16 protein-coding genes are annotated in these 16919 nt (G+C 67.1%); 7 read left to right on the top strand and 9 right to left on the bottom strand.

What is annotated here, in order from left to right; translation table 11 throughout:
• Positions 1-11: 11 nt before the first annotated feature.
• Positions 12-908, bottom strand: a complete 897-nt coding sequence (locus B4920_RS14405) for a LysR family transcriptional regulator (RefSeq protein ID WP_079435398.1) — start codon at positions 906-908, stop codon at positions 12-14.
• Between the two features lie 97 nt (positions 909-1005).
• On the opposite strand from B4920_RS14405, the gene B4920_RS14400 reads away from it, so the two are divergent.
• Positions 1006-1899: a DMT family transporter gene (locus B4920_RS14400; RefSeq protein WP_088179472.1), complete on the top strand. Its 894-nt coding sequence runs from the start codon at positions 1006-1008 to the stop codon at positions 1897-1899.
• 39 nt (positions 1900-1938) lie between these two features.
• On the opposite strand, the gene ppnN is transcribed toward B4920_RS14400, so the two are convergent.
• Complete coding sequence (gene ppnN / locus B4920_RS14395) at positions 1939-3321, bottom strand: nucleotide 5'-monophosphate nucleosidase PpnN (protein WP_079435396.1); 1383 nt, start codon at positions 3319-3321, stop codon at positions 1939-1941.
• 296 nt (positions 3322-3617) lie between these two features.
• Between ppnN and B4920_RS14390 the strand changes: the two genes are divergently transcribed.
• Positions 3618-4262 carry a Crp/Fnr family transcriptional regulator gene (locus B4920_RS14390; RefSeq protein ID WP_254050945.1) on the top strand — a complete coding sequence of 215 codons (645 nt, stop codon included), beginning with the start codon at positions 3618-3620 and terminating at the stop codon, positions 4260-4262.
• Between the two features lie 85 nt (positions 4263-4347).
• The gene (gene cowN, locus B4920_RS14385; protein WP_079435394.1) at positions 4348-4656 is read left to right on the top strand and encodes a N(2)-fixation sustaining protein CowN; all 309 of its coding nucleotides are present in this window, start codon (positions 4348-4350) and stop codon (positions 4654-4656) included.
• 9 nt (positions 4657-4665) lie between these two features.
• Here cowN and B4920_RS14380 read toward each other — a convergent pair whose 3' ends face one another.
• Both B4920_RS14380 and B4920_RS14375 read right to left on the bottom strand, forming a co-directional pair.
• A complete protein-coding gene (locus tag B4920_RS14380; protein ID WP_079435393.1) occupies positions 4666-6165 on the bottom strand; it encodes a diguanylate cyclase in 1500 nt (499 codons plus the stop codon).
• A gap of 102 nt (positions 6166-6267) precedes the next feature.
• The gene (locus B4920_RS14375; protein WP_079435392.1) at positions 6268-6483 is read right to left on the bottom strand and encodes a VF530 family DNA-binding protein; all 216 of its coding nucleotides are present in this window, start codon (positions 6481-6483) and stop codon (positions 6268-6270) included.
• 98 nt (positions 6484-6581) lie between these two features.
• On the opposite strand from B4920_RS14375, the gene B4920_RS14370 reads away from it, so the two are divergent.
• Complete coding sequence (locus B4920_RS14370; protein WP_079435391.1) at positions 6582-7001, top strand: MAPEG family protein; 420 nt, start codon at positions 6582-6584, stop codon at positions 6999-7001.
• Between the two features lie 13 nt (positions 7002-7014).
• Here B4920_RS14370 and lgt read toward each other — a convergent pair whose 3' ends face one another.
• The 4 genes from lgt to uvrA form a co-directional block, all read right to left on the bottom strand.
• A complete protein-coding gene (lgt, locus tag B4920_RS14365; protein WP_079435390.1) occupies positions 7015-7800 on the bottom strand; it encodes a prolipoprotein diacylglyceryl transferase in 786 nt (261 codons plus the stop codon).
• Positions 7801-7891: 91 nt separating this feature from the next.
• Positions 7892-8590 (bottom strand): YceH family protein, encoded by a 699-nt coding sequence (locus B4920_RS14360; protein ID WP_079435389.1) that lies wholly within the window; start codon positions 8588-8590, stop codon positions 7892-7894.
• Between the two features lie 90 nt (positions 8591-8680).
• The gene (locus B4920_RS30465) at positions 8681-9589 is read right to left on the bottom strand and encodes a DUF1186 domain-containing protein (protein ID WP_088179471.1); all 909 of its coding nucleotides are present in this window, start codon (positions 9587-9589) and stop codon (positions 8681-8683) included.
• A gap of 84 nt (positions 9590-9673) precedes the next feature.
• Positions 9674-12499 (bottom strand): excinuclease ABC subunit UvrA, encoded by a 2826-nt coding sequence (gene uvrA, locus B4920_RS14350; protein WP_079435388.1) that lies wholly within the window; start codon positions 12497-12499, stop codon positions 9674-9676.
• Positions 12500-12589: 90 nt separating this feature from the next.
• Between uvrA and B4920_RS14345 the strand changes: the two genes are divergently transcribed.
• The 3 genes from B4920_RS14345 to B4920_RS14335 all read left to right on the top strand — a co-directional run bounded on the left by B4920_RS14345 (position 12590) and on the right by B4920_RS14335 (position 15088).
• Positions 12590-13762 (top strand): MFS transporter, encoded by a 1173-nt coding sequence (locus tag B4920_RS14345; RefSeq protein WP_079435517.1) that lies wholly within the window; start codon positions 12590-12592, stop codon positions 13760-13762.
• A 33-nt stretch (positions 13763-13795) separates the two neighbouring features.
• A complete protein-coding gene (gene ssb / locus B4920_RS14340) occupies positions 13796-14431 on the top strand; it encodes a single-stranded DNA-binding protein (protein WP_079435387.1) in 636 nt (211 codons plus the stop codon).
• Positions 14432-14674: 243 nt separating this feature from the next.
• Entirely contained in the window at positions 14675-15088 is a 414-nt protein-coding gene (locus tag B4920_RS14335) for a VOC family protein (protein ID WP_079435386.1), read from the top strand.
• A gap of 699 nt (positions 15089-15787) precedes the next feature.
• Here B4920_RS14335 and B4920_RS14330 read toward each other — a convergent pair.
• Positions 15788-16919 (bottom strand): IS3 family transposase (locus B4920_RS14330; protein ID WP_079435516.1); only part of this gene is annotated, 1132 nt, incomplete at its 5' end.

Raw genomic sequence — 16919 nt, 5'->3', positions numbered from 1 at the left:
AAGGGCGTGCGTCAATGTGCGTTCCGTCCGCCGGCCAGGGCGTCCACCAGGGCCTGGGCGTGGGGCGACAGGGCGAGGTCGCGGCGTACGACGATGGACAGGTCGCGGCTGGCCCAGGGTTCGTCCAGGTCCACCACCGCGAAGGGGCGCTGGCGGCCGGCGCGCTCCGCCGCCGAGCGCGGCACCAGGCCCAGGCCGACGCCGGCACCGGCCATGCGCAGCACGGCTTCGAAGCTGCGCACCTCGATGCGCACGTCCAGCCGGCCGCCGGTTTCCGCCACGTAGTTCATCAGCCCCGTATGGAAGGCACTGCCGGTGTGCAGCATCACGAAGGGCTGGTCGAGGACTTCGGCAATGCGCACCCGGGCCCGCGCCGACACCGGATGGCCGGGCGGGGTGACCAGCACGATGCGGTCCTGCCGGTAGGGGCGGGCGAGCAGCACGTCGGGCGGCACTTCGCCGGCCACCACGCCGATCTCCGTCTCGCCGCCGGCCACGCAGCGCAGGATCTCCGGGCTGGTCATTTCCTTGAGCGTCACCCGGATGTGCGGCTCGGCGCGCAGGAAGTCGCCCAGGTCGTCGGGCAGGAAGCAGTTGATGGCGTTGGTGTTGGCGTACAGGCTGACCTGGGCGCGCACGCCACGGGCGAAGGGCGACAGGTCGGCGTGCATCTGTTCGAGCTGGGCGAACACCTGGCGGGCGTGGCCGAGCAGGGCTTCGCCGGCGCGGGTCGGGCGCAGGCCACGGGCGTGGCGTTCGAAGAGGGCCACGCCGAGGCTCTCTTCCAGACGGGCCAGGCGATGGCTGGCCGACGACGGGGCCAGGTGGGCGCGGGCCGCGCCACGGGTCAGGCTGGCCTCTTCGGCAATTGCCGCGAAGAGGCGCAGGTCGGTGAGGTCGTAGTGCAAGCTTTCGTCTCCGGCGAACACAGCCCCCGGATCTTACCAATTCCCCCCGTAGCGATCCGGTGGCCTAATGGGGGCCGTTCCAATTTGTCGAATGCTCATGAATCCCGGTCACCGTGTCGGGCTCATCTTCGCCGTTCTCGGCGCGGTGGGCTTTTCCTTCAAGGCCATCCTGATCAAGCTGGCCTATCCCTATGGTGTCGATGCGATCACCCTGCTGGCCCTACGCATGGGCATGTCGTTGCCCTTCTTCATCGCCCTCGGCTGGCAGGACCAGCGCCGCCGCCAGCCGGCGCCGCTGACCGGGCGGGATGTCCTGTTGCTGCTGGGCCTCGGCACCTCGGGCTACTACCTGGCGAGCTACCTGGATTTCCTCGGCCTGCACTACATCTCGGCGGCCCTCGAGCGGCTGATCCTGTTCGCCTACCCGACCCTGGTGGTGGTGCTGTCGGCGCTCTTCCTCGGCAAGCCGATCACCCGCCGGGCGCTGGCTTGCATCGCGCTGTGCTACGCGGGCATTGCGCTGGCGCTGGCCCACGATCTGACGATCACCGGCACCGCCCGCGACGTGTGGATCGGCGGCAGCCTGGTGTTCGCCAGCGCGGTGTCCTACGCGCTGTACCTGATGGGCAATGGGCAGGCGGTCGTGCGCCTCGGCGCGGCACGCACCACGGCGTGGGCGAGCACCGCCGCCTGTGTGCTGTGCCTGGCCCATTTCGCGCTGACCCGGCCCCTCGGCCTGTTGGTGCAGCCGGCGCCGGTGCTGCTGCTGGCGGCAGCGATGGCGCTGTTCTCGACGGTGCTGCCGGTGTGGATGGTGTCGGAGGCGATGCGCCGCCTGGGGGCCGGCCCGGTGTCGCTGATCGGCACGCTTGGGCCGGTGATCACCCTGTTCCTCGGCTGGCTGATCCTCACCGAGCCGATCGGGCTGTTCCAGCTGCTCGGCGGTTCGCTGGTGGTGGCGGGGGTGGTACTGGTGGGGAAGAAAGCCTGAGTGCGCCGGGCCGGCGGGGCGGACCCGCCGGCAGGCTGCTCAGTCGTGCTTTTCGGCGACGATGCGGTAGCAGGGGTTGTACTTCTTGCCCGGCAGCTTCATGCGGCCCTGGGCCACGAAGGAGGCCATCAGCGCGTCCATCGGCTCCATGATGGCCGGGTCGCCGTGGATCTCGAAGCTGCCGTGCTTCTCGATCTCGCGGATGCCTTCGTCCTTCACGTTGCCGGCCACTACGCCCGAGAACGCACGCCGCAGGTTGGCGGCCAACAGGTGGGCCGGCTGCGCCTTGTGCAGCTTGAGGCCGCGCATGCGCTCATGGGTCGGGCGGAAGGGTTGCTGGAACTCGTGCTCGATGCGCAGCAGCCAGTTGAAGTAGTAGGCGTCGCGCTTTTCCTTGCGGAAGCTGCGTACCTGCTCGACGCCGGCCTTGATCTCCCGTGCCACCCGTGCTGGGTCGTCGATGATGATCTTGTAGCGCTGGCGCGCCGCGTCGCCGAGGGTTTCGGCGATGAAGCGGTCGATGCGCACGAAGTATTCCTCGGCGCTTTTGGGGCCGGTGAACACCAGCGGGAAGGGGATCGCCGCGTTGTCCGGGTGGAGCAGGATGCCGAGGATGTAGAGGATTTCCTCGCAGGTACCGACGCCGCCGGGGAAGACCACGATGCCGTGGCTGGTGCGCACGAAGGCTTCCAGGCGCTTTTCCACGTCGGGCAGGATGACCAGCTCGTTCACCACCGGGTTGGGCGCCTCGGCGGCGATGATGCCCGGCTCGGTGAAGCCCAGGTAGCGGCCGCCCTTGAGGCGCTGCGTGGCGTGGGCGATGGCGGCGCCCTTCATCGGCCCCTTCATGGCGCCGGGGCCGCAGCCGGTGCAGATGTCCATGCCGCGCAGGCCGAGCTGGTAGCCGACCAGCTTGGTGTAGTCGTATTCCTCGCGGTTGATCGAGTGGCCGCCCCAGCACACCACCACGTTGGGCTGGGTGATCGGCTGCAGCACGTTGGCGTTGCGCAGGATGTGGAACACCGCGTCGGTGACGCCAGCCGAGGTGCTGAGGTCGAACTTCGGGTTGCCGTTGATCTCGTTGCCCACATACACCACGTCGCGCAGCACGGCGATGAGGTGCTCCTGGATGCCGCGGATCATGCGCCCGTCCACGAAGGCGCTGGCCGGCGCGCCGTGGATGTCCAGCTTGATGCCGCGGGCCCGCTGCTGCACGCGGATGTCGAAATTGCGGTAACGCTCCAGCAGCTCCTTGCCGTCGTCCATCTCGTTGCCGCAGTTGAGCACCGCCAGCGAACAGTTGCGGTACAGGGTGTTCAGGGCGCTGTCGCCCTGGGTCGACAATTTGGCGGCTTCCGAGCTGGACAGCACTTCCAGGCGCCCGGTGGGGGAGACTTGCGTGTCTACGGTTTCGTATTCCATGGCTGCGCTCTCATTGTCGTTGGGGGACCGGAACGGCAGCCTGCGGGACGTGAGCCTTCCCCCTGGCTGCCGGTGCGGCGCCGCTCGGGAGAGGTCGGACGACCGGCCGCGCTGGCCGGTACGGGGGTAATGCGACACCCGTCCGAATCCAGAACAAGGCGACGCTCTGCGGGGCATCTTAACGTAGGGATATTCGTCCGGGAAAGCGACGGATCTCACGGAAGAGGCGCCGGGCCTCGCTTCAGGCCGGGGCGGCGCGACCGGCTGGAGCGCCGCCCTGTGCTATGGTCATGGCCATGGTTGCGTCGCATCCCGATCCGCTGGCCGGCTTTCCGGCCGGTTTTCTCGATGGCTTCACCTCCCGCGAGGTGGCCAAGGGGCAGTTGCTGGCCACCCCCGGCCAGGCCTTGAACCAGGTCTTCATCGTGCGCAGCGGCCGCTTGCGGGTCTATCTGGCCAGCGATGCGCGGGAGCTCAGCCTGGCCATCCTGGAGCCGGGCGATATCTTTACCACCCACACGCCGACCTTCGTGCGCGGCCTGGAGCCGGCGAGCCTGTGGGTGATCGGCATCCGCGAGTTCGCCGCCAAGCTGGCCGGGGCGCCCGGGGTGGCGCCGCTGATGATGAAGGTGCTGGGGCGTATTCTCGACAATGCGGTGTCACTGGTCGAGGACCTCGCCTTCCGCGACGTGCCGGCCCGCCTCGCGCGTTTCCTGGTGCGCCAGGCTGCGCGCCGTGGCGAACAGGGCCCGGAGGGCTGCCTGCTGCCCCTCGACCTGGGCACCGAGGACATCGCCTGCCTGCTCGGCACCACGCGCCAGTCGGTGTCGTCGCTGATCAACCAGTGGCAGCGCGAAGACCTGCTGAGCCGCCGCGGCCGCCGTGCGCTGTTGATCCACGATCTGCCGGCGCTGGCCGCCCGCAGCCTGGCACCGGGCTAGCGGCCGGCAGGAGTGTCGGCTGGCCGACGGAAGCGTCGGTGTTCTTTCCGTACAGTCCGCTTCGTCCATTTTCAGGAGAACTGCGATGAAGCGGGAAAGCGAACACCTCCAGTCGTCCGGCCAGCCGGATCGTTACATCAGCTTTTGCGGGATCGACTGCGATCTGAATGCCCGGCGCCTGATGGAAATCCTCGATGCCCGCCTGCAGGAGCCGGGGCGCAGCAATGTCTTCTGGGACTATTTCCAGAAGAAGCGCCGCAGCGAGGGCGGGCCGCAGGCCGACGACCTGTTCCTGATCCACAGCAACATCAACCAGATCCGCGAGTTCCTGGAAACGTGCGATGACGAGGCCGGGCTGGCGCTGCTCGAGCAGATCGAGGTGGAGTGCTGCTGAACGCTGCGATCAGTCGGCGAAGACCAGGCACGCGCGTCCCTCGTCCTTGGCCCGGTACATGGCGTTGTCGGCGCTCTTCATCAGGCTGACGTCGTCGTCGCCGTGATCGGGGAACAGGCCGATGCCGATGGAGGCCGAGATCTGCAGCTGCAGTCCGTCCACCTCGAAGGGGTGGGACAGGGCGCTGAGGATGCGTTCGGCGACGCGTCGGGCGTCGAGCGGCACGTCGATATGGGGCAGCAGCACCACGAACTCGTCGCCGCCCATGCGCGCCAGGGTGTCCGCTTCGCGCAGGCACTCGCGCATGCGCGCGGTGGCGGCGATCAGCAGCTTGTCGCCGATGGCGTGGCCGTAGGCGTCATTGACCGGCTTGAAGCGGTCCAGGTCCACGAACATCAGGCCGGCCTGCGTGCGTTCGCGGCGCGCCCGGGCCAGCGCCGACTGCAGGCGGTCGGCGAACAGGGCCCGGTTGGGCAGATGGGTCAGCGGGTCGTGCTGGGCCATGTGGCGCATGCGCTCCTCGCTTTCCCGCAGCTCGCTGGTCATCGCCTGGGCGTGGGCGAAGGCCCGGCTGCGGCCGGTGACCAGCTGCCAGGTCAGGAGGGCGAGGAGCAGGCTCAGGCTGGTGCCGGCCACGGCGATGATCCGCGTCGAGCCGAAGCCGCGTTGCTGTTCGAACTCCGGCGTGCTGCGGATGGCCAGCGTCCAGTTGTGCTGAGGAAAGCTGATGTACTGAAGTGTGGTGAAGCGCGGCGCGGTCTGCTCTTCCGACTGGGGATGGGAGTCGAAGATCAGGGCATCCGGCGCGGCGGTATCGCCGTCGTAGATGCGCAGCGCGAGGCCGGGGATGCCTTCCCCGTACAGGCTGGCCATCAGCGCCTCGAGCCGGAAGGCCACATGAACCCAGCCGCGCAGGGCCTGGCGGCGGGCCGTCGGGCTGTCGATGGGCTGATCCTTAGCATAGAGGGCCTGGTACATCGCGAAGCCGGCCTGGTGGGGGACGTTGTTGACCAGCAGGACGATCTTGCGGGTCATCGCGGCGATGCCGGCATCCCGCGTCTGCTGCATCGCTTCGCGGCGCAGGGGGTCGGCATACATGTCGCGCCCGATGGCCGACCGGTTGGCCGGTGTGTCGGGGGCGACATAGGCGATCGGCAGCGGGCCGTTGTCGTTGACACCTCCCGCCGGGAGAGGGGTGTAGGCCATGATCTGCAGGCCGGCAAAGTCGGCACCCTCGGTCAGCACGTTCACATAGCGCCGAAAGTCGTCGTCGTTGACATGGCTCGATGCCTCGAACAGGCCGCGGACGCCGCGCAGCATCTGTTTGCAGGCGGCCAGGCGCTGTTCGATGCGGGTGGTGGTCTGACGTACGCTGAAATCGAACTGGGTCTGCAGTCTGGCATCGAGGCCCTGCCGCTCGTGCAGCCATAGCCAGCTGGTCAGGCACAGGGAGACCAGCCCCACCGAAACGGGCAGCAGGCGCTCAAGGTGGCGGAGGGGAATTTTCAAGATTGGTGCATCCCCGGCGAGAAGGGCGGGCGAGGTGATGGATTTGCAGTATTTGTGGTTTCTGCATACCTCGCCATCAACTTTGGCACTCTTTGCAAAAATTCAAACTTGTCCGCGTAGGTAGAGCGCCTCCACTTCGGCTCGCGCCCAGGGCGTGCGACGCAGGAATTTCAGGCTGGACGAGATGCTGGGGGCGACATTGAAGCAGCGGATCGGGATGGCCGCGCCGAGGCTTTCCCAGCCGTAGCGGTCGACCAGTTCGGTCAGCATGCGTTCGAGGGTGATCCCATGCAGGGGGTTGTTGGGCTGAGTGTTCATGTCTTGGACATTCCGCTTGCCGTTCCTTAAGCTGGCTGCATGTTTAATGCATTGTGGATGATTTGTACGGCGCCTGGCCGTGCTGCTCCGCCCGGCCCATGCGCGTTGTCATACTCTATCCCCTGTTTGCCCTGGCGGCCTGGACCTTCGTGATACTGGTGCTCATCGCCGTCAGGCGCCTTGGGGCCGGTTTCGCCGGGCGGGTCCGGGCAGCGGATTTCCGGTTCGGAGAATCGACGCGGGTGCCGCCCGATGTGTGCCTGCCCAACCGGAATTACATGAACCTGCTGGAGCTGCCGGTGCTGTTCTATGTGCTCGGGCTGCTGTGCTATGCAACCAGCCAGCATTCACTGCTGCAGCTGGGCCTCGCCTGGGCTTACGTGGGGCTGCGGGTGGTGCATAGCCTGATCCACCTGAGCTACAACAACGTCTATCACCGCCTGGCGGCCTTCGCTCTCAGCAACGGGGTGTTGCTGGCCGCCTGGGGACTGGCGGCCGCCGGCTTGCCGATGGATTGAAGGGCGGCGGGCTTCAGGCCTTGTCGCGCCTGACCGCCCACGTGGCCATGCCGATGCCGGCCAGGATCATCGGCAGGGACAGCCACTGGCCCATCGACATGCCGAAGGTCAGCAGGCCGAGGAAATCGTCCGGTTCGCGGCCGAACTCGGCGATGGAGCGGAAGATGCCGTAGCCGATCAGGAACGCCGCCGAGATCAGGCCGCGGGGGCGCGGCCTGGCCGAGAACCACCACAGGATCAGGAACAGGCTGACGCCTTCCAGCGCAAACTGGTAGAGCTGGGACGGATGGCGCGGCAGCGCGTCCACCTGCGGGAAGATCATTGCCCACGGCACATCGGTGACGCGTCCGACCAGTTCGCCGTTGATGAAGTTGCCGAGTCGCCCGGCGGCCAGTCCGAGTGGCACCAGCGGAGCGATGAAGTCGGTGACGGCCAGCCACGGCCGGTGGGTCTTGCGACCGAACAGCCACATGGCCACCAGCACGCCGAGGAAGCCGCCGTGGAAGGCCATGCCGCCCTGCCAGACGGCGAGGATCTCGGCCGGATGGCTCAGGTAGTAGGCCGGTTTGTAGAACAGCACGTAACCGAGCCGGCCGCCGAGGATGACCCCGAGCACGCCGTAGAACAGCAGGTCGTCGATCTGCTGCGCGTCCCAGCCCAGCTCTGGCCGCCGCCGGGCATGAACCCGGCCGAGGGCCACGAAGAGGATGAAGGCGACGAGGTACATCAGGCCGTACCAGCGCACCGCGAGGGGGCCGATGGCGATGGCGACGGGATCGAACTGGGGATGGACGAGCATGGGTTCTACGGGTGGCGATGAATGTTAGGGGAAGGCTGCGCGGTCGGGGCCTGCGGCGGGAGCCGGCTCCGACGCGCCTCACCCGGACCCCTCACTGGAACTGCTTGCGGAATTCCTCGAACTCGTTGGTCAGCCATTCCAGCTGCTGACGCAGACGGCGAACCTCCTCTTCGAGTTCCCCGACGCGGCTGCCGCGGGGGGCAGCCTGCTCGGCGGCCTCGAAGCTGTGGCCCTGCTGGGCGGCGGCTTCGCCGCTCATCAGGTGGGTGTAGCGGGCTTCCTTGGTACCGGGCGCCTTCGGTAGCTGGATGACCATCGGCGGGTACTTGTCACCGAGTTTTTCCAGCACTTCTTCGACTTCTGCAGGGCTGCCGAAGGCGTGCATGCGTTCGCAACGGGCGCGGATTTCGCCAACGGTCTGGGCGCCGCGCAGCATCAGGATGGCCAGCACCGCCTGCATCGGCGGCGTCAGGGAATGGCGCAGGCGGATCTGGTGCTCCCACTTGGCGACGCGGGCGCCGGCCTGGTGACGCTGGCTGACCAGGCCCCGCTCGGCCAGACGGTCGAGGGTGGCCAGCACGCTGGCTTCCGACAGGCTCATCACCGGCTCGCGGCCGGTGAGCTGGTTGCAGCCGGTGACCAGCGCATTGACCGACAGCGGGTAGGTGTCGGGCGTGACGAAGGACTTCTCGATCAGTACGGCCAGCACGCGGACCTCGAAATCGTCCAGATCGAAGCCGGCGCGGGTTTCGGGGGCATCGGCGGAGAGGTCGGGCGTGGTGTCGGTCATGATGGGCTTCCTGTTCGTCGCGAGGCTGCCATGATAGCCGAGCGCGGGTGTCGGCCCGATGGCAGCGGGATGTCGGCGCTCAGCGGGCGCTCAGTTGGCACCATGGCACTTCTTGTACTTGCGGCCGCTGCCGCACGGGCACGGATCGTTGCGGCCGACCTTGGCGCCGTCGCGGACGATGGGCTCGCGGATCGCGCCGAGGGGAATCGGGGCCAGCGCCACCGGCGGCATGTGGTGGATGTCCGGCCAGGCGGCGATCTCCGGGCGCAGGTCGTCGATCAGGCCGTGGCCGGCGGCACGCAACGCGGCCAGCGCGTCGGCCGGCTTGCGGCGGATGTCATCCTCCAGCTGTTCGGCGTCCACGTAGCTGTCGTCGATGAGGCCGGCGGCGAACCATTCGTGGATCGTCGGCAGCTGCTCGACGGCGCCCAGGTCGGCCAGGTGAGTGACCAGCGCGTCGAGTAGCGGGAAGTCCTCGCCGCGTTCCGGCGTGTCCTGCAGGGCTTGGGCTTCGCGGGCACCGAAGTCGGCGAGGAAGTCCACCACCGGCGCGCGGGGGGTGAGGCCTTCCAGGGCGGCGAGGCTCATCGCTTCCAGCGCGGCGGCGCGGGCCCAGCGGCTGGCGCCGTCGTCGTCGGCCAGCGCGGTGAGCGGGGCCAGGTCGCCGTCGCAGGTGGAGGCCAGCGCGCGGCCGTAGCTGTCATGGACGAGTTGGCCGAACAGGGTGTCCACCTGGCTCTCGTCCAGATGGCCCAGCTCGGCCAGCGGCCGGTAGGCGCGGCTGTCGCGCCAGCGGGCGAGGAGCAGCATCGCGTACAGATGCAGTACGTAGCCGTCGGCTTGGGCCGGGCTCGGGTCGGCGGCCAGCGCCTCCAGCTCGGCCACCAGCAGCGGGGCGATCTCGTCCCGGTGGGCGTCGGCGAGCCCGAGGGCGGCCAGCGGCAGCGGCGTGGCCAGGTATTCGAGTTGCGGGCGGAGGGAGGACCAGAGTTCGGACATGGCGCGATGGGAAGCTACGACGGGTGATCAGTGTACTGGATGCCGCCCCCGGCGGTGGCACGGGGGCGGCTGCAGGAGGGGCTTTCAGGCGCCCGGCAGCAGCTTGGCCAGGTAGCGGCCGGTGTGGCTGGCGGGATTGGCGGCCAGGGTTTCCGGCGTGCCGCTGCCGACCAGGGTGCCGCCGCCGTTGCCGCCTTCCGGGCCCATGTCGAGCAGCCAGTCGGCGGTCTTGATGACGTCCAGGTTGTGCTCGATGACGACGATGGTGTTGCCGTGGTCGCGCAGGCGGTGCAGCACCGACAGCAGCAGCTCGATGTCGGCGAAGTGCAGGCCGGTGGTCGGCTCGTCGAGGATGTACAAGGTGCGGCCGGTGTCGCGCTTGGACAGTTCCAGCGCCAGCTTGACCCGCTGGGCTTCGCCGCCGGACAGCGTGGTGGCGCTCTGGCCGAGGCGGATGTAGCCGAGGCCGACCTGCATCAGGGTGTCCAGTTTGCGGGCGACGATGGGGACGGCGTTGAAGAATTCCAGCGCCTGCTCGACGGTCATCTCCAGCACTTCGTAGATGGTCTTGCCCTTGTAGCGGATCTCCAGGGTTTCCCGGTTGTAGCGCTTGCCATGGCAGATGTCGCAGGGCACGTACATGTCGGGCAGGAAGTGCATCTCCACCTTGATCAGGCCGTCGCCCTGGCAGGCCTCGCAGCGGCCGCCCTTGACGTTGAAGCTGAAGCGGCCGGGGCCGTAGCCGCGGGCCTTGGCTTCCGGCACCCCGGAAAACAGGTCGCGGATCGGCGTCAGCAGGCCGGTGTAGGTGGCCGGGTTGGAGCGCGGCGTGCGGCCGATCGGGCTTTGATCGACGTTGATGACCTTGTCGAAGTGGTCCAGGCCGTGGATGTCGACGCACGGCGCCGCCTCGATGCTGCTGCCGTTCACGTGGCGGGCCACGTGGGCGTAGAGGGTGTCGTTGATCAGCGTGCTCTTGCCCGAGCCGGACACGCCGGTGACGCAGGTGAACAGCCCGACCGGGATGTCGATGGTGACGTCCTTCAGGTTGTTGCCGCTGGCGCCCTCGATGCGCAGGAACTTGTCTGGATCGGCCGGCGTGCGCTTCGGCGGCACGGCAATGGAGCGGGTGCCCGACAGATAGGCGCCGGTCAGCGAGTCCGGGTGGGCGGCGATGGCGGCCGGCGTGCCCTCGGCGATGACCTGTCCACCGTGTTCGCCGGCGCCGGGGCCCATGTCCACCACGTAGTCGGCCATGCGGATGGCGTCCTCGTCATGCTCGACGACGATCACCGTGTTGCCCATGTCGCGCAGGCGGCGCAGGGTTTCCAGCAGGCGGTCGTTGTCGCGCTGGTGCAGGCCGATGGAGGGTTCGTCGAGCACGTACATCACGCCGGTGAGGCCGGAGCCGATCTGGCTGGCCAGGCGGATGCGCTGCGCTTCGCCGCCGGACAGCGTGTCGGCGGAGCGGTCGAGGGACAGGTAATCGAGGCCGACATTGATCAGGAACTGCAGGCGAGACGAGATCTCGGAGACGATCTTCTCGGCCACCTGTGCACGCTGGCCGGCGAGGCGCAGGCCGTCGAAGAAGCGCTTGCACTGGGCCAGCGGCAGGCGACTGACCTCGGACAGGTTGCGTTCGCCGATCAGCACGTAGCGCGCCTCGGTGCGCAGGCGGCTGCCGCCGCAGGCCGGACAGGGGCAGTTGGCGCGGTATTTGGACAGCTCCTCGCGGACCGCGATGGAGTCGGTCTCCTTGAAGCGCCGTTCCAGGTTGGGAATGATCCCCTCGAAGGCGTGTTCCTTGAGCACCGGCTTGCCGCCGTCGGACAGGTAGCGGAAGGCGATCTTCTCCTTGCCGGAGCCGTTCAGCACCACCTCGCGGGTGTCCGCCGGTAGTTCCTCGAAGGGCGTGTCGATGCTGAAGCCGTAGTGGTCGGCCAGGCTCGCCAGCAGCTGGAAGTAGAACTGGTTGCGCCGGTCCCAGCCGCGGATGGCGCCGGAGGCCAGCGACAGCTCGGGGTGGGCGACGACCCGCTGCGGATCGAAGAAATCCACGTTGCCGAGGCCGTCGCACTTGGGGCAGGCGCCCATCGGATTGTTGAAGGAGAACAGCCGTGGCTCCAGCTCGGCCAGGGCGAAGCTGCACACCGGGCAGGCGAACTTGGCCGAGAACAGGTGCTCCTTGCCGGAGTCCATCTCCACCGCGATGGCGCGGCCCTCGGCGTGGGTCAGTGCCGTCTCGAAGGATTCGGCGATGCGCCCGCGCAGGTCCTGGCGCACCTTCAGGCGGTCGACCACCACCTCGACGTTATGCCGGCGGTTCTTGTCCAGCGGCGGCAGGTTGTCGAGTTCATGCACGATGCCATCCACGCGCACCCGCACGAAGCCCTGGGCGCGCAGCTCGACGAACAGGTCGGCCTGCTCGCCCTTTCGGCCGCTGATCACCGGGGCGACGATCATCAGCTTGGTTTCTTCCGGCAGCGCCAGCACCGCGTCCACCATCTGCGACACGCTCTGTGCTTCCAGCGCGTGCTCCGGGTGGTCCGGGCAGTGCGGCGTGCCGGCGCGGGCGTAGAGCAGGCGCAGGTAATCGTGGATCTCGGTGACCGTACCCACCGTCGAGCGCGGGTTGTGGCTGGTGGCCTTCTGCTCGATGGAAATCGCCGGCGACAGGCCCTCGATGAGGTCCACGTCGGGCTTCTCCATCAGTTGCAGGAACTGGCGGGCGTAGGCCGACAGGGATTCCACGTAGCGGCGCTGGCCTTCCGCGTACAGCGTGTCGAAGGCCAGCGAGCTCTTGCCCGAGCCGGACAGGCCGGTGATCACGGTGAGCTTGTTGCGCGGAATGTCGAGCGCGATGTTCTTTAGATTGTGGGTGCGGGCACCGCGGATTCGGATGGCGTCCATGGGGCATTGTGGGCAGGGGCAACCTGTTAATATACGCCTCTTGACCCTCCCCACGCAGCACGTTTCATGGCTTCCTCCACTGACGACAAGATGAGCCCGGCCGAGCGCCGCGCCGGCGTTTCGCTGGCCGCGATCTTTGCGCTGCGCATGCTGGGCCTGTTCCTGATTCTGCCGGTCTTCGCGGTGCACGCCCACGGCATGCCCGGCGGCGACAACGTGGCCTTGGTCGGCATGGCCATTGGCGCCTACGGCCTGACCCAGGCCTTCCTGCAGATTCCCTTCGGCGCCGCCTCCGACCGCTTCGGGCGCAAGCCGGTGATCGTTTTCGGCCTGGTGCTGTTTGTGATCGGCAGCATCGTCGCGGCGCTGGCCCAGGATGTGCAATCGGTGGTCGTCGGCCGCGTGCTGCAGGGCGCCGGCGCCATCTCTGCCGCGGTTACCGCGCTGGCCGCTGACTTGACCCGCGACCAGCACCGCACCAAGGTGATGGCGATGATCGGTTCGTCGATCGGCCTGGTCTTCGCGATTTCGATGGTCGCCGCGCCGCTGCTGTACTCGGTGATCGGCATGAGCGGGCTGTTCTGGCTCACCGCCGGGCTGGCCGCGCTGGCCATCCTGGCCGTGATCTTCGTGGTGCCTGCCGCACCGCCGGTGCCGCGGGCCACCGCGCGCTTCTCCGAAGTGCTCGGCAACGGCCAGCTGATGCGCCTCAACTTCGGCGTCTTCGCGCTGCACCTGATGCAGACCGCCATGTGGGTGCTGGTACCGGCCGGCCTCGTGCACGCCGGCCTGCCGGTAGCCGAGCACTGGAAGGTCTATCTGCCGGCGGTGCTGGTGTCCTTCACGGTGATGGTGCCGGCGGTGATTGTCGCCGAGAAGAAGGGCGCCATGAAGACCGTCTTCAACTCCGCCATCGCGCTGCTGCTGGCGGTGCAGGTCGGCCTGTATTTCGAGGGCAACGCCGGCATGTGGCCGCTGGCCATCCTGCTGACCTTGTTCTTCGTCGCCTTCAATGTGCTGGAGGCGACCCAACCCTCGTGGATTTCCAAGATCGCCCCGCCGCATGCCAAGGGCACGGCGCTGGGCATCTACAACACGCTGCAGTCCATCGGCCTGTTCCTCGGCGGTGCGCTGGGTGGCTGGCTGGCCCAGCACGTCGGCCCCGGTGCGGTGTCGCTGCTTGGCGGCGGCCTCGCGGTGGCCTGGCTGATCCTCGCCTCCAGCATGCCGGCGCCAGCTCGCCGCCAGGTGGCAACGGCCTAAGCGGCAGCCCTACAGAATTTTCAGGAGAGACATATGGCTTCGGTCAACAAAGTGATTCTTGTCGGAAACCTCGGCAAAGACCCGGAAACCCGTTACGCCCCGAGCGGCGACGCGATCTGCAACATCACCCTCGCCACCACCGACACCTGGCGCGACAAGGCCAGCGGTGAGAAGCGCGAGGCCACCGAATGGCACCGCGTGGTGTTCTTCGGCAAGCTTGCCGAGATCGCCGGGCAATACCTGCGCAAGGGCAGCCAGGTGTATGTGGAGGGCTCCCTGCGCACCCGCAAGTGGCAGGACAAGGATGGTCAGGACCGCTACACCACCGAAATCCGCGCCGACGAGATGAAGATGCTCGGCAGCCGTCAGGGCATGGGCGGCGGCGACGAGTCGGCCCGCAACGAAGGTGGCTTCGGTGGCGGCCGCCCGGCTGGCAACTACGGTGGCGGTAACCGTGACAGCGGTGGCGGCGGTGGTGGCAATTACGGTGGTGGCCGTGACAGCGGCGGCAACTACGGCGGTGGCGGCGGCTCCTACGGCGGCGGCAGCAACAGCGGTGGCGGCTTCGGCGGTGGTGGTTCCGCCCCGGCCCCCAGCGCCCCGTCGGCGCCCCAGCGTCCGGCCGGCGGCAACGATTTCGGCGGCTTCGACGACGACATCCCGTTTTAGCAAGCCCCTCCCTCCAAGGGATTGCAGAAACCCGGGTTGGCCAGTGCGCCGCCCGGGTTTTTTATCGCCTGTCTGTCGTGAGGGAAGGCCAGAAATTCCGGGTTCAAGGTGCTGCAGGCTCCGGTAGTTATCCCGCTGCGGTGTAGTCGCCCTGAAATGATTTAAGTCTCTGGTATTAAACTGTATATAAATACAGTTTAATGGTACGCTATGGCACGTCGATTCAATTTCAGGAGATCCTGCATGCTTGACCACATGACATTCCGCGTTATCGATATCGCCCGCGCCAAGGCGTTTTATAGCGCTGCCCTGGAGCCGCTGGGTTACAGCGTATGTTTCGAAGGCCAATACGGCTCGAACATCCTGGGATTTGCCTATCCAGACGTATCCGAGCCTGATGGCAAAAAAGCCGATGTATGGTTCATCGACGGGCCTTCACCCTACGGCGGCCCGGCAGCTACGTCCGGTTGCCACCTCGCCTGGCGAGCAGAAAATCGTGCGCAAGTCGATGCTTTTTACAAGGCAGCCATCGCCGCTGGCGGGAAATGCAATGGTGAACCAGGGCTTCGACCGGACTATCACGCAAACTACTACGGCGCGTTTGTAATTGACCCGGAAGGCAACAACATCGAAGCGGTTTGCCATTTGCCAGAATAATTCGCCAATATGGCCTACCACCCGGAGTTGGGGCTCTCCAGTACGCAATATCGAGCCTTCGTGCTCCGCCTGACGGTTTCCCCGTCAAGCATCATTAGCCAATGACCGGCCGTCAGGCCGGTTTTACTTTCTTTCCGCCGACGAGCGCCGCAAGGCCATCAAGATGGGCGACAAGTCCGAAGCCTTCTGCCGCCAGTCGGCGATCATGGCAATTGCATTTCGCCCAGCATGGCGCATGCACGCTGGTGGAAACATCCTCGGATGAGGTGGAACTCGCGGTGCGAGCGACCCGAGGCCTGCCTGGCGTCAGTCTTCACCAATGCAGCGTGGGGCCCGTTCTTCCATCTCCGGCCTGAATGTCGGTCACGCCGAACCATCGCCGTTGCAGGTGCCTTGCGCCTCAATCGGCCTGTGCTATACCTAACCAATATGAGGCCAGTATGCCCACATTTCATAGGGGCGGAACAGCCTCCATTGTGCTTCAGTGCCGCAGCGAGCGGTTGGTCTTGGCTTATGCCGCTGGAACGTTGCGTAATTCTTGATGCTTGGAAGAAGAAGAGAACGCGTTCTCGGGGCGCGGACAAGCAATCCGTTTATGCGACCTCTCGGCCAGCTACCAGGGCACCCGGTGCATGAAGTGGAGCTGCCCGACGAATACCTGGAAATACCCGGCGCGCGTCAAGATAGTTGTCGCCTGATTCATGCAGCCAATGGCTGTCTATTCGCTTCACCTGTTGCTGTCGCAATGACCGCATCCCGTTCCGGATTGAGGGTCACGGCGCCGATGGGCGACCAGTCGCGTATCGGGCCGGACCACCGGGCCGGATGGCGCTCTCGAGCTGCGGCATACACCGCGTCGCGGGCAGCGAGGATCGCGTGATCTTCTCCATCATGGCGCTGTGCTGGGCTCACGTAGCGGATGCCGCTGTGGCGATGCTCGACGTTGTACCAGTGCACGAAACCGCTGGCCCAGGATCGGGCGGCCTCCAGATCCGCGAAGCCCCGCACCGGAAACTCCGGTCGGTACTTGGCCGTGCGGAACAGCGCTTCGGCGTAGGCGTTGTCGTCGCTGACCCGGGGCCGCGAGTAGGAGGGCTTGATGCCCAGCCAGTGGAGCATCGCCAGCACCGTGGTGGCCTTGAGCGTCGCGCCGTTGTCGCCGTGCAGGACAGGCTTGTCGGCCAAAGCGGCAATCCCTTCCGCCAGCGCCGTTCGACGTACCAGATGGGCGGCGTGCTCCGCGGCATCGGTTTCATGCACCTCCCAGCCAACGATCTTGCGGCTGTAGAGATCCAGAATCAGATACAGATGGAACCAGCGCCCGGCCACCGTAGCCGGCAGATAGGTCATGTCCCAGCACCACACCTGGCGTGGTGCCGTGGCGATGTGGGTGCTCGGCGGGCGGGAAGCCGTCGGCGCTTTGGCGCGGCCCCGGTGAGTCGTCTGGCCCGCCTCGCGCAGGACGCGGTGGAAGGTCGATTCGCTGGCCAGATAGACGCCTTCATCGGCCAGCATCGGGACGATGCGCGCCGGCGGCAGATCGGCAAAGCGCGCCTCGTTGGCCACCTGCAGCACCGCACGACGCTCCACCTCGGTGAGAGCATGGGCAGGACGCGGGCGCAGGGTTGCCGGTCTGAGGTCGCCGCGCACGAGGCCCGCCTCCCGTTTCCAGCGCTGCAGCGTACGCAGCGTGATGCCCGCCACCGTGCAGGCTGCGTCAAGACGCGCCCCGGCACGCTGCGCCGCCTCGATGTTCCGGACCTTCATCCGGCGATCTTCCAGGCCGATCATGCGTCCTCGTCCCTGTCCTTCGGAAAGATCGCCTCGAGCT

Source organism: Zoogloea sp. LCSB751 (assembly GCF_002028455.1).
Classification (GTDB): Bacteria; Pseudomonadota; Gammaproteobacteria; order Burkholderiales; family Rhodocyclaceae; genus Zoogloea.
Note: the sequence above shows the minus strand (reverse complement) of the source record. Positions and strands in the feature narration are given on the sequence as shown.